At 36.4% G+C, this 13,633-nt stretch carries 16 protein-coding genes and 1 riboswitch; of the genes, 4 read left to right on the top strand and 12 right to left on the bottom strand.

Annotated features, from left to right (window positions below; translation table 11 throughout):
* On the bottom strand, window positions 1–120 hold a 120-nt coding region (locus AB1444_15035), incomplete at its 3' end, for an RHS repeat domain-containing protein (GenBank protein MEW6527969.1).
* Window positions 121–350: 230 nt separating this feature from the next.
* A complete protein-coding gene (locus AB1444_15030; protein ID MEW6527968.1) occupies window positions 351–518 on the bottom strand; it encodes a hypothetical protein in 168 nt (55 codons plus the stop codon).
* Between the two features lie 86 nt (window positions 519–604).
* Here AB1444_15030 and AB1444_15025 point away from each other — a divergent pair, with 86 nt between their 5' ends.
* Entirely contained in the window at window positions 605–1,057 is a 453-nt protein-coding gene (locus AB1444_15025) for a hypothetical protein (GenBank protein MEW6527967.1), read from the top strand.
* A gap of 518 nt (window positions 1,058–1,575) precedes the next feature.
* Here AB1444_15025 and thiL read toward each other — a convergent pair.
* The 10 genes from thiL to AB1444_14975 form a co-directional block, all read right to left on the bottom strand.
* Window positions 1,576–2,580: a thiamine-phosphate kinase gene (thiL, locus tag AB1444_15020; GenBank protein MEW6527966.1), complete on the bottom strand. Its 1,005-nt coding sequence runs from the start codon at window positions 2,578–2,580 to the stop codon at window positions 1,576–1,578.
* A 252-nt stretch (window positions 2,581–2,832) separates the two neighbouring features.
* Window positions 2,833–3,471, bottom strand: a complete 639-nt coding sequence (thiE, locus tag AB1444_15015; GenBank protein ID MEW6527965.1) for a thiamine phosphate synthase — start codon at window positions 3,469–3,471, stop codon at window positions 2,833–2,835.
* A 4-nt stretch (window positions 3,472–3,475) separates the two neighbouring features.
* The gene (locus tag AB1444_15010) at window positions 3,476–4,255 is read right to left on the bottom strand and encodes a sulfide-dependent adenosine diphosphate thiazole synthase (protein MEW6527964.1); all 780 of its coding nucleotides are present in this window, start codon (window positions 4,253–4,255) and stop codon (window positions 3,476–3,478) included.
* Between the two features lie 191 nt (window positions 4,256–4,446).
* Entirely contained in the window at window positions 4,447–5,250 is an 804-nt protein-coding gene (thiM, locus tag AB1444_15005; GenBank protein MEW6527963.1) for a hydroxyethylthiazole kinase, read from the bottom strand.
* A gap of 20 nt (window positions 5,251–5,270) precedes the next feature.
* The gene (thiC, locus tag AB1444_15000) at window positions 5,271–6,551 is read right to left on the bottom strand and encodes a phosphomethylpyrimidine synthase ThiC (protein MEW6527962.1); all 1,281 of its coding nucleotides are present in this window, start codon (window positions 6,549–6,551) and stop codon (window positions 5,271–5,273) included.
* A gap of 77 nt (window positions 6,552–6,628) precedes the next feature.
* A riboswitch (TPP riboswitch) is annotated at window positions 6,629–6,730 on the bottom strand.
* A gap of 190 nt (window positions 6,731–6,920) precedes the next feature.
* The gene (locus AB1444_14995) at window positions 6,921–7,262 is read right to left on the bottom strand and encodes a ferredoxin-thioredoxin reductase catalytic domain-containing protein (GenBank protein ID MEW6527961.1); all 342 of its coding nucleotides are present in this window, start codon (window positions 7,260–7,262) and stop codon (window positions 6,921–6,923) included.
* 4 nt (window positions 7,263–7,266) lie between these two features.
* A complete protein-coding gene (locus AB1444_14990; protein ID MEW6527960.1) occupies window positions 7,267–7,569 on the bottom strand; it encodes a glutaredoxin family protein in 303 nt (100 codons plus the stop codon).
* Window positions 7,570–7,602: 33 nt separating this feature from the next.
* Complete coding sequence (locus tag AB1444_14985) at window positions 7,603–9,420, bottom strand: methyl-accepting chemotaxis protein (protein ID MEW6527959.1); 1,818 nt, start codon at window positions 9,418–9,420, stop codon at window positions 7,603–7,605.
* 141 nt (window positions 9,421–9,561) lie between these two features.
* Window positions 9,562–10,809, bottom strand: coding sequence for an HD domain-containing phosphohydrolase (locus AB1444_14980; GenBank protein MEW6527958.1), 1,248 nt, complete (start codon window positions 10,807–10,809; stop codon window positions 9,562–9,564).
* A 523-nt stretch (window positions 10,810–11,332) separates the two neighbouring features.
* A complete protein-coding gene (locus AB1444_14975; GenBank protein MEW6527957.1) occupies window positions 11,333–11,515 on the bottom strand; it encodes a hypothetical protein in 183 nt (60 codons plus the stop codon).
* A gap of 371 nt (window positions 11,516–11,886) precedes the next feature.
* On the opposite strand from AB1444_14975, the gene AB1444_14970 reads away from it, so the two are divergent.
* The 3 genes from AB1444_14970 to AB1444_14960 all read left to right on the top strand — a co-directional run.
* Window positions 11,887–12,570 (top strand): YggS family pyridoxal phosphate-dependent enzyme, encoded by a 684-nt coding sequence (locus AB1444_14970; protein MEW6527956.1) that lies wholly within the window; start codon window positions 11,887–11,889, stop codon window positions 12,568–12,570.
* The gene (proC, locus tag AB1444_14965) at window positions 12,570–13,373 is read left to right on the top strand and encodes a pyrroline-5-carboxylate reductase (protein MEW6527955.1); all 804 of its coding nucleotides are present in this window, start codon (window positions 12,570–12,572) and stop codon (window positions 13,371–13,373) included. Before AB1444_14970 ends, proC begins: the two co-directional genes overlap by 1 nt.
* A partial coding sequence (locus tag AB1444_14960; protein MEW6527954.1) for a hypothetical protein occupies window positions 13,373–13,633 on the top strand: 261 nt, incomplete at its 3' end. The genes proC and AB1444_14960, both read left to right, overlap by 1 nt.

Below are 13,633 nucleotides of genomic sequence, written 5' to 3'. Positions count from 1 at the left end.
ACCTGCGTAGCCCACCACACCTCTTACCTGGCCTCCCGCGTCATAAGCATAATGCACACTAAAGCCATTGCTATACCATATACTGCGCACCCTGCCAAAATTGTCCCACTTCCACTGTATGGTGTAGATCTTTCACAAGGGGAACGGGGACTTCATGCGCCAGCCCCCGTTCCCCTTGCCCCCGGCTTGCGGCTATCGTTTTTTGTCCCAACGTCCGTTGGGATTCCCTGCGCTCTTCGCTTCACGGTGGGGGCTGCGGAACTCGCCCCGATTTCCTCGGGGCTCATACAGTCCTCGCCCTTTTTCCACCCTGAAGCTCCGGTGCTCGGCAAAAAAACGCCGCTGTACGCTTATTGCTCAGTTATTTTTTTTCTGTTTGTTGGTGTTGTTATTACGATGGTGATGTATTCAATTAATTTCCCATCACCAGTGCCATATATCACTGTATATTTATCGACATACCCCAAAGTACCCATTCTATAGTAAACCTTTTCATTATTCTTTCTTTCATTGCCCATACTTTCTCTTACTGCATACATTTTGTTGTTGCAATTTGTTCCGATAGTAGTATTGTGGCATTATACATATACTTTGGAGGAAATATATGAATATAGAAACGACTACCTGCATTGCCTATGAACACTTAGAGCTTTTTCAATTATGTGCCGCTGTGTACAAATTACCGCTTCATACTTTTATTATAAATTTCATAAACTATGTATTTTCGTATAAACGGATCCCGGTGAAAAGCTATAAACGGTTGCAATATAGAAAGCGGTATCAAACGTGGAAGCGGGTTCATCTGTATATGTATGAGAATGAGTATGAGTTTGTGATGGATGTGCGCAAAATATGTAAGATGTCGTTAGCTAAGGTTATAGCGTATTGTGTAGAAAATTATCTTTATGATTATCTTGCTGCCTTAGACAGTGATGAAAATACCGATAACTATCGTTTTAGTGGCTACACATTTTCATTTTATCTTGAAGAAGGCATCCCTTGTTGCCAATTTTACTGGGGGCCACCACCAGAATTAGTGAAACTGGCCAACCAATAGCCTTCCCAACTATAGATAATTGACTAAAGTAAGACATCCGTATACTTTTATGCAGCTAAAAGTTTATCTGTCTGTATATTGTCTTTATTCCCATATCTTGAGAGTTACTACACAAACTCTCTTCTACTTTTTTCATACCATCTATAGCATTACTCAACGGATATTCGTTTTCATTTACTGCTACCGTGCTTACTAATGCTACGTATCGAGTATTGCCATTACCTTCATCATTCGGTAACTCACGCTGCCACTACATAAATTAATGATATACTATATTCTGCTTCCAGCAATACTCAGCTTTAATTACGCCACTTGCTTTATCCCATTGGATGTAATTTACCCGATATGTGCATATGATGTAGTGTGCTATAACTTTTTCCCAATCCTTACTTTTCTGCATGTCTAATTTTTTTCCTTCAGATATGTAATATTTGCATATTATTATTTCATAGTAAAGATGGATTCAATTTGAAGGAGACTCATCAAAATTTATTTTTCCAGCAAAAATCTTAACTAACTTATGCAAAGTGATCCCAGCCTTTTGGTTTTATATCACTTATTGTTCCATCGTTCATTTTTATACGATATTGTTTTTCTTTGGTAATTATTCCAATTTTGTATAACATCTTGTTAAATGTTTTATAAAAATCATTCTCAAGCTTTCTTGCTTTTTTTACATCAGCAGTACATACCAGCACATAATCTTCACCACCTGAAAGTGCATACTCTATTGCATTATAGCCATGTTCTTTACAATATTGCAATAAATCAGGTGATAATGGTATTCCCTCTTCTAGCAATATAAATCCCACATTACTTTCTTCTGCTATGTGCATTAAATCCGAACTCAATCCATCACTTATGTCAATGCATGAGTGAACTGCACCAGAGTTTGCCAAAAACAAACCTTCCTCTATGTGTGGACGGGGCAAACAGTGTGCTGCAAACAACCGTTTTTCATGATCATTTTTTGGTTGTTCTGATTTCAGAATAAAGTCTAATCCCGCTTTACTATCACCCAAAAAACCAGTACAAAATATTACATCTCCATCTTTTGCTGTGTTCCGGTATAATAGTGAACCTTTTTTAGCAACTCCTGTAATTGCCACGTTAATAATTAAATCAACAATCGATGATGTGGTATCTCCTCCCAATATATTAACATTATATTGTTTTGCAAGATCTTTCATCCCCCTGTAGATTTCATCCAGATATTCTATTGGGGTATCCTTAGGTATGCCTATGCTTACAAAAGCATGTTGTGGAACAGCACCCATTGCAGCAATATCACTTAAATTGACAGCCAGCGATTTATACCCAAGTTGATAACCCGACATTGCTTGTTTAATAAAATGAACCCGTTCCACAAGCAGATCAGTAGTAAGAACAACACACTCATTTTTACCTACTCTAAATACTGCTGCATCATCGCCAATTGATCGCAATACGTTTCTTGAGTCATTAATGCTATCGGGCGCTATACGCTTAATAAATCCAAACTCACCTATGTCCTTCAGATTCATAATGCTCACCACTAAATAAAAGATTTAATTATTAGTACAAGATTTCTCAGTCACTTCGTTTGTCTAAAATGACATGTTAACATATCGCTCGTCAAAATGGCAAATAGTAATGTCATTCTGGGCATGTCTTACTGTCATTTCGAGCATAGCGAGAAATCTTTGTTCTTTATAATAAAATTTTTCCTCACATCCCTCCCCTTCATTATATTCAAGTAAATAGCCTATTGTATAAGTAACTATCGCATAATCTTTTTAAACGCATTTAGATGAACAAATGATTTCCTTTAAAGTTTTAGCTGCCTGATATGGCTCATCCGACGCAACAATAGCTGAAACTACCGCTATTCCATCTGCACCATGCTGTATAACATCTCCAGCATTGTGAATCTGGATGCCACCAATTGCAATGACAGGAACATTCACTGCGTTTTTAATTTCCTGTAACCCCTCTAAACCAATAATCCCTGATATATCATCCTTGGTTGAAGTAGGAAATACTGAGCCTGCACCAATATAATCTGCCCCATCCTTTTCAGCTTCTATAGCTTCGTTTACTGTTGAAACCGAGATCCCAATGACCATTGCATGTGGTACTATCTTCCGTGCAATTTTTAGTGGCATATCATCCTGCCCTAAATGAACACCATACGCCTGTACTGCCAGCGCCACATCAATTCTATCATTTATTATTAAAGGAACATTGTATCTGTCGGTAATGTATTTAATTGTTTGCGCTATTTCAACAAATTCTCTGGTGTCTATATTTTTTTCACGTAATTGCACACAATCAACTCCGCCTTTTATTGCTTCTTCAACGACTACTTCTATAGGCTTTTTTACAAGCTGCCTATCGGTTACAAGATACAACAAGCTATTAAACTTTCTTTTCATTGGATTATCCTTTCAATTTTTTTATAATCTGTTCAGCAACCAATTTTCCGGATAATAACATCCCACCAAAGATTGGGCCCATGCGTGGTCCGCCAAATACCGCATTAGCAGCCATACCGGCAACAAAAAGCCCCGGAAATATTTCACGCGTATGCTCCAGCGTGAGTTTTTCTGCCTTTTCAGCCCACATAGATTTTTCACCTTCAATTGTTCCTGAAGGAGTATTGAGTTTGCCTGGAACTTTTTTCACAACAACCTTTACTACCTCTGTATCATGACCTGTAGTATCTATAACATACGTAGACTGAATTGTCAATGGATCAACATGTAACTTAGCAATATCTACTGCCGACCAGTTTATAACCAGTCCACATACACAATCTTCCCGCATCATCACATCCTCAACGCTTATGCAATTAAAAATTGTTAATCCAGCTTTAATGGCTTTTGACGCAATAGTACATACTGATTCAATTGCATCAGCGGTATAATAATTATCAGCATACTGTGTATATCGCACATCCAATTCTTCCAGCACCGGCAAAGCTTCTTTTTGAACTACTATCTCATTAAACTGCATACCACCACCCCACATGCCACCACCAATGGATAGCTTACGCTCAAACAGTATTGTTTTAATATTTTGTTTTGACAGATAGTAACCGGCAACAAGCCCTGACGGGCCTCCGCCAACAATAGCAACATCACTGACAAGTGAATTTTTTAATCGCTGAAAATAGCGATCAATAATTGCCGATGTAATGGTGACTTCATTAAGTTCCATAGATGTTTCCTCCATAAATAATATTTAATTTATTTCATTATGTTATCCCATGTAATTCTTTTTTTGTTAAAAACAAAGCAGCTTATTGCTTAAAAATTAACTTTTTGCTTCATACTAATCGTTAATTTTATGCTCATCTTTAACCAGTATTGTTACACTTGCATAACATACATAGCCACTCATATTCATAATCAAACATTCTCAATTTTTGCATATTGTTCAAGCTCTGATGAAGTCATTGCATATAACTCATCAAGTAGTTTTATCATAAAGCTTCCTGGGGCAGTTGCTTTTTTGGCTGCTAACTCCCCTGCAATACCAAAATACGCTAATGCACAGGCTGTTGCTTTAAGGTAATCGTTTTCAACTGCACAGAATGCACCTATTAAGGCTGTTGCTGTACAACCTGTACCAGTAACCATACTTAAAAGTTTGTGCCCATTATGCACTTTTACTATCTGTTTACCATCAGTGACAATATCTGTTGGCCCTGTGATAGCAACTATCGCTGAATTTGTGGTAGCTAAAGTAGTTGCTACTTCAATTGCATCATCAACTACATGTAAAGCATCAACACCTTTTGTCTGAGTATTAGTATCAGATAGTGCCAGCACTTCTGATGCATTCCCACGAATGACTGATATAGCACCTGTGTTTAATATTTTTAATGCTGCCTGGGTTCGTAACGTAGTTGCACCTGCACCAACAGGATCCAGTATTACCGGTATGCCTTTTTTGTTTGCGGTGCCTGCCGCAATTACCATTGAATGGATCCATTCGTTATCAAGCGTACCAATATTAAGAACCAGTGCATTTGCTATACCAGTCATTTCCTGCACTTCATTATATGCATGTGCCATCACCGGCGAAGCACCACAGGCAAGCAGTGCATTTGCAGTGTAGTTCATTACTACAAAATTAGTGATATTATGGATTAGTGGTTTTTGTGATCGTACTTTTTCAAGTATAATGCGTGCATCTTTTCCTGTTGCCATATATTTTCCCTTTCTATTTGTTATAATAATTCACATTCATTATGTGTTTTGATTGCACACAGCTTTCCACACATAGTGCATACCTGTTCTTTATAATCTTCACTTTTTTTCCTGCGTGCGCGTGCCATATCGGGATCAATTGCTCTGCTGAACATGCCTTCCCAATCAAGCGCTTTCCTGTATAGTGACATTTCAAAATCCTGTTGTATTGCTTTTGGAATGCCCTTAGCAATATCAGCCGAATGTGCAGCAATACGAGTGCCTATCACACCCAACCTAACATCTTCCACCGTTGGCAGGCACAGATGCTCGGCAGGTGTCACATAGCACAAAAAGTCAGCACCAGCAAGCGCGGCGATAGCTCCTCCAATCGCTCCAACGATATGGTCATACCCGGGAGCAGCATCAGTGGTTAATGGCCCAAGTACATAAAATGGCGCATTATCACAAATACGCTTTTCCGCAATGATGTTTGCAGTTATCTGGTCCATAGGAACATGTCCTGGCCCTTCTACAATGACCTGCACACCAGCTTCACGTGCTCTCTTTACCAGCTGGCCTAATATTACCAGTTCTTCTATCTGAGCTGCATCGGTAGCATCAGCAATGGCACCTGGACGCAAGCCATCTCCTAAGCTTAAGGTTACATCATATTTATGAGCTATCGCACATAACTTATCAAAATGCTCATACAATGGATTTTCTTTTTTGTGATGTGCCATCCATGCTGCAAGCAATGACCCACCACGGCTCACAATTCCCATAACACGTTTTTGCTTTGATGCCAATTTAGCGCTTGCCATAGTTACACCGCAATGAACAGTTATATAATCAATACCTTCTTCACACTGCTGTTCTATTGCATCAAAAAGCTGGTTCTCTGACATATCCAGAATTGATTTTTCCTTTGCCGAAAGCTCTGCTGCCACCTGATAAATAGGCACCGCACCCACCATTACCGTTGAATGTTCCAGAACCATTGCTCTAATTGTCTTTAAATCACCTCCTGTTGAAAGATCCATCACGCTGTCAGAACCATAATAAATAGCTGCTTCAAGCTTTTTCATTTCTTCTTCAATATCAGCATGGTCAGTTGATGTCCCTATATTTGCATTTACCTTGGTAAGCAAACCTTTCCCAATAGCACGCACATTAAATGTCCTTTTCACGTTTTTAGGAATAACCGCCCACCCTTTTGCTATTAAATCACACAACTGGTCAGTTGATATACCTTCATGTTCCGCTGCCTGCTGCATCTCCTTGGTGATAATACCCTGTTTGGCATAATCTAATTGTGTCATAATGGTAACCCTCATAACAAAAAACCGCCCAGCGTGTGGGCGGTTTTTAAAATTTTAATAAATGTAAAAAAACAGAAGCAATTATAAAAACTACTCCCTCCGCTGGCATTACCCAGATCAGGTTCTAAGGGTATACTCTCAGGCCTGTGCACCAGCACAGACCACCCCTGCTTTAAAGAACTTTTAGTGAACACAATATACTAATAACTATATAAAAAATCAAGTAAATACAATAATGATTCCTTAAAAAATTTCATAATGAAAATAGAGTACACCCCCGCCACCGAAGGCGGAGGTGGTGTACTCTATTTTATATTATGTTCAAATTTCCATAATTTAGGAATAATTGGTGAAGTAAATATATAAAAATTATTTCTTAAAATAATATTGTCTTCGTTCGGGTATGCTTTTCGGCATACCACCATTTTTAATAAATTCAGGATCATTATATAGTCCACAATAACAGTGTCCATATTCTTTGATGTCAGGTGGACAGTAATCACACGGACATAGTATATCTTTATCCTTTTCACGAATGCCATCTGCATCCCTGCATGGACAAGAATAATAGCCATAACGGTTATAATTTGTTGTAAGCCCTTCAATGAGTATTTCAAGAAATTCTTTGTCAGGATGTAACACCCAACCATGTTTTGCAGCTACCATCCGGGCAAATTGCATTGTTTCTTCAATTGTTTTTTCTCTTTTCATTTTTTTACTCCAATTTAAGCATACGCCGCCATTCTTCTTCAATAAAGCCAGTAAAAAATGTGTTGTCATCAATAACCAGAAAAGGAAATGCCACATACATATTAGATTTTTGAACAAGATAATCCTTTAATTTATTTTTTTCATCTGAAGGCAATAAATCCACATAGACAAAGCGGTATTTAACCGAATTGCTATCAAGAAAATTCAATGCACGTTTGCAATGCCCACATGTTGAAAGCGCATAAACTGTAACATTGCCTGCATCATGTTTCCCATCACGGTATGTAAATTGTATATTTTCTATCATAGTATTGTCTCCAATTAAATATTGTATAGCATGTTACACTTTAAACCGTTTTACAATATTATTCAATGTTTCTGCCTGTGACGATAATTCTTCGCTTGCTGCTGCTAGTTCTTCAGAACCACTAGATACTACTTGTGTTACATCATTTATTTGGTTTATTGCACGTATTATCTCATTAGTAGACGCACTTTGCTCTTCCATCATTATTGATATTTCTTCAGACATCCTATTAACTTCTTCAACCTCAGCTTTTACACTATTGCTCATGTTATTGAGCTCCTGTGATGACTGAGCAATATTTTCCATAAGTACCGCAGTAGTTTTTACATTTTCTATAATTTTGCGCAGTGAATTAGCAGTCTTTTCCACAAGTTCTGAACCTGCATTTACTTTATTGTTGGTTTCAAGAATGAGTTTATTTATTTCTTTAGAACTTTGTGCTGTCTGATCAGCTAATTTTGATATCTCTTCAGCAACAACTGCAAAACCTTTACCATATTCGCCAGCACGTGCAGCTTCAATTGATGCATTGAGCGATAATAAATTAATTTGATCAGAAATGTCTGATATAATAGTGACTATTTCTGTTATCCTCCTGGAGCTTTCATTTATGGCACGCATCCCATTGACAGTGCTTCCCAATACTGATTCGCCTTCTTTTGCGTATCCATGAGTTTCATCAGCCATCTTATATGCATCCTGAGCATGTTGATTAATACGCTCAATGGCTTCAGCTAAGTATTCCATTGAATTACGAGTAGCATCTGCTTTTTTTGCCTGTCCTTTTGCATTTTGGGATACTGAATCGATAGTTGCCTTAATTTCTTCCATAGCCGATGATGTTTCCTCAATAGATGCTGCCTGGTCCTGAGCAACATTGGCAAGTTGCTGACTGGATTGCGTCATTTCAGTTGAAGACGATGCCACATGATCAGCTGCATCTTTTACCGCTAAAATGAGTTCACGTAAATTATCAATAAACTGATTAAAAAGCTCTGCTAAACGTCCAACCTCATCCTGCCGCTCTATTGCAATTTTACGCGTTAAATCTCCCTGTCCCTTATTAATATCTTCCAGCGATTGTACCATTGCATCAAGTGGATGTAAACCTCTATGCACCACACCTCTTATAAGTACTATCGCTACAACTAATATCACAATATTGATTACAATACTTATAAGTAATATCTGAAACCGTGCAGCAAAATAATCCTTTAATGAATAAATTATCTGAAATGCTCCGTGGATTTCCCCTTCTTTCCATCCTTCCATTGGTCCACCTGTTGGGTCCTTGCCATCCTTTCTACCCCACAAGGTATATGACTGCTCAGGATCACCATGGCATATTAAACAATCTTTTGAAAGTTTAACCGGCTTGAAATAGCGTAATGCATTATTTTCATAATCTATCATGAAATATTCAGACAGGTTTTTAGATTTAATTTCATTCAAAACTTTTTGTTCCAGTGGTGTTGGTGTATTTTTGGGATTTCGAGGATATTCTTTAGGTACCCTAAATTGATACCCTAAAACATTTGCCTTTTTTTGCATTGCAACAATAGAAGAAAAAACTGGTACTGTATATACAAATTTACCCTTAATATCTTTTTTGAGATAGTCTTTATCATAAATCTGCCGCTCCCAGTTATCAGCCATATATTCTCTGAAGGCTTCTCCCATTGTACAGATGGAACGAGCTTTATCTATAAATTGCCGCTCAACCTCGTTTATATAACTAATTCGCCAGAATATGTTGGTAAATGCTAAACTTAAAATAAGAACAACAATTACGCCCACAGTAACTTTTGTTCGTATACTCCAGTTTTGTATTATTGTACTTATCTTTTGCATAGATACTCCATAAAGCAAATTGTTTATTAAAATTGCAAATCAGTTATTAGCTGTTTGTATATTTATACATATAAATTAACAAGTCAAATCTATTTTAATTAAAAAATTTACAATCACATATAAACGCTCATATGCAGACTTTTAAATTGAGTCAAATAAACTTTCAAATTGTTGCATTGCCTCACAAAAGGCATTAGAACGTATATCCTTCAAGGCATCATAATTTTTAATTAAGACATCCACCACATTACCATCAAGGGTATTATTTTTAGCTTTTTGTAACTCTTGTATAATCATATCATCATCCATTGAATCTCTATATGGACGTGATTCTGCTAATGCAGTAAACATATCAGCCACTGCCATTATACGTGAACCCACACTTAAATCTTCACCAGGAGTTTTAAATGGATAGCCACTCCCATCCATTTTTTCATGGTGTAATGCTGCCCATTCATTTATAATCTTTAACACTGTATTATCTATCTCATCAAGAATTCTATAGGTAAAATACGTATGTTGTTTCATTATTCGCCATTCATTTGATGTAAGTTTATCTGGTTTTTCCAGTATCGATAATGGAATTGCCAGCTTCCCTATATCATGGAGGTGACCGGCTATGTCAAGCATGAGACATTCGCGTGGTGAAAAATTGAGTAGTTTCCCTAATTCTTTGGCAACCATTGCTACTGATGTTGAATGTGTTGCAGTAAATCTGCTTCTAAAATCTATTATTTTTGTGAAAAGTAATGCAATGCTATGTATTTGTTCTAAACTAAGAAAAGGGTCATAAAATATATAACCTTTTAAGCTTTTTTCAATATTGTTAAACTGTAAATCAAACCAGAATGACTCCTGATTTGCTAATTGTATGAAACTGCGAACTATATCAGGATTAAATCTATCCCCTGAATACTCACGGATGGTTTTGCACACATGATCTTTTTGACTCAACACATCGTTTTTATACTCTATACAGACATCAACTCTATCTGCAAGGTGAATTATTTCAGCAGCTAATGGTACTGTACCAGTATTTTCAATATGTTGTTTTTCAGTATACAATGTATGATGATATAATACAATAGGGGCTATATCTTTTGTCATCTGGCAAGAATCAAGTAAACGATAGCCCATTAAACTATGATAGTCAATTCCACCTTTGTAGTTAAAATCAACCAATTCTTTGTAATCGGTTTCTTTTAAAACACCTATATCATGTAATGCAGCAGCAACAACTGTTTTTGTTATTTCATCAGCGGAAAGTCCTATATTATGGCATAATCTACCAGCGATATATGCAACCCGTTTATTATGGCTTCCAATATCATGATCTACTAAATCAATTGATTTAGAAAGTGCCATAAAGATGTCAACAAGAAGTGGCATATATACCCATGCTTTTTAATCAAACATTTATATAACATTTAAAATATTCTAAATCGATTAATAGTATACTACATAATCAACATAAAACAACAAAATAATAGTCCAACTAGACTTTATTGCTATATTTATATTTATATTTATTCTTGTAAAAGATGCATTTCTCTTACGTTAAGGTTACTTCTTTAGTATAGTGTTTTACACAAAATAAAAATTTTTTTTTGGTTAAAATAGAGAGTTCTTCCCCTGTATATCATTGTATTCTTTCCTCTTCTTAGGTCCGTGCGTCTTTCAGCTTAATTTTTTTTGAAATATTTTTTTAGGATTGTCCTTATAACAATTGCAGTTTCTTTTGTCCAGGCGGTAACAAAAGAAAATACCAATGAAAAATGCTTTTTTCTTTTAGCACTTTTCTCCCCACACTAATATTTCCTTTTTATTGAAATTGCCAAAAAATAAAAAAGCTACCGGTTTTGGTAGCTTTTGACTGGTAAATAATAATTTTAAAATTAAAGATTATTACCCATCAATGGCCTTCCCGCAAGCTTTCTGCAGGGGGGTAAATACCCTTGGCTCTTCTATACACTGCAATGCCAAACCTTATACACCCACATATCACCACCCACACTGCAATTATTGAAGAGATTGTTAATGTATGGATTACTGCAGTGTGATATTCACGAATAAGATACAATATCAGTTCATCCATTGTGCACCTCAAAAAAATTGGTTTTACAATAATTTCATTATTACTGTGAAAGTATACATAAATATTGTCAATATAAAATTTTTAATTTTAAAAAATTATTTTATTTCACTCATCCTAACATATGTTGTACAAGCACAATAGTATTTTATAATTTATATTGATTCGTTTATCAAAATAAATTATATAGCACTTTTCCTCCTTCCACCTGCGTTTTTACTCTCAGAGTGAAAATAAAAACTGTTTGACTTTATTTATTTGTATGGTATTTTCTGGCAAAAATCTTATAAATAGTAACTATCGCTAAAATAGTTTACCTAAAAAATTATTAGGTGCTGTATGTTTTTAGCTATTGAGGTAATGATACTACAAGAATGAGTATTATTGATAACTACAGACAATTATTACAAAAAATTGATCTCATCGCCAGGCAATGTAATAGAAATCCTGCTGAGATTTCTATTATTGCAGTCAGTAAAACATTTCCTGCTCAAACCATTCAAGAAGCTATTGATCAAGGAATAACCCTATTTGGCGAAAATCGAGTTCAGGAAGCAAAAGCAAAAATCCCACAGTTACAGGGCACATTTAGCTTCCATCTTGTTGGTCACCTGCAATCAAATAAAGCAAAAGATGCCGTCAGGTTATTTGAGTGCATACACTCCATTGACAAGCTTTCAACTGCAATTGAGGTTGACAAAGAAGCTAAAAAGATTAATAAAATACAAAATATTCTTATTGAAGTAAATACTTCAGGTGAACCATCAAAATTTGGTGTTGAACCTGAAAAAGCGTTTGAATTGTGCAAAGGTATTCTGGAGCTGCATAATATTAATTGCATTGGCTTTATGACAGTAGGCCCATTAACCGACAATCGTGATAGGATACGAGAATCATTTAGAACATTGAGGGTCTTGAAAGAAGAAATAAACAATAAATTGAATATAACTTTGAAGGAATTGTCAATGGGAATGTCGGGGGATTTTGACATAGCTATTGAGGAAGGTGCCACTATGGTGCGTATTGGCACTGCAATTTTTGGACAAAGGATATCGTAATGGATCTGGGAAGGGTATCTATTGGTTGTATTGGACTTGGTAATATGGGAAGTGCAATATGCATTGGCCTATCACAGTTATTACATCCAAAAAGCATTATTGGCTATGATGTCGATAGTTCTAAAGTAAAAGATCTTTCACAGAAAATTAATCTTTATGCTGCAAGCTCTATTCAGGAACTATCGGACAAAAGTGATGTCATTATAATAGCTGTAAAACCTAATATGGTTGGAACAGTTACCAACGAAATTAAAAGTAAACAAAAAGCTACATTGATTATTTCAATCGCCGCGGGTATTACACTTGCCAGGCTGTCAGAATGGCTTGGCGATAGTTACCGAATTATACGCTGTATGCCCAATACGCCTGCGTTAATTGGCGAAGGTATGTCAGTATTATCAACCGTTTCTGCAACCGAAAATGACATGCATATTGCGCAGGCTATTTTTAGCGCATTAGGCAAAGTAATGATATTGCCTGAGAACCTTATGGATGCAGTTACAGCAATGTCAGGCAGTGGACCTGCGTATGTCTTTACGTTTATCCAGGCAATGGCTGATGGTGGAATTAAAGCAGGATTATCTCGTAATGACGCACTGACCTTAGCTGCGCAAACTGTTCTTGGTGCAGCAAAAATGGTTTTGCAGGGCGAAGAGCCAGTAGTACTAAGAGGTAAAGTTACTTCACCTGGCGGAACTACCATTGATGCCATTCATGTACTGGAAAAAAACGGATTTTCCGGTATTGTCATGGATGCAATTGAGGCTGCCTATAAAAAATCACAAAAATTGGGGGAAAAGTAATGCTTACAAACTACCATATATGGCAGATAAAAAAAGCAATCAGGTTCATGATACCGGTCATCATTGCTATTTTTGTTATTGGGAACATCATAGCTTTCTTTATAAAAAACCCAATCAAGGTGACTGATAATGCGCTGTATAAAAAAAATGGATTTCTTCTTTTTAAGGATGCATCTTTGTATATATCGCTTCTTGAAAAGTATCCATATAACCCTGGAGTTAAACTTACAATTTATACTATCCGTGAAGGCGAATCGTAT

This window comes from Spirochaetota bacterium (assembly GCA_040756435.1).
Classification (GTDB): Bacteria; Spirochaetota; UBA4802; order UBA4802; family UB4802; genus UBA4802.
The sequence above is the reverse complement of the archived record's forward strand: the minus strand, read 5'-3'. Positions and strand labels throughout refer to the sequence as shown.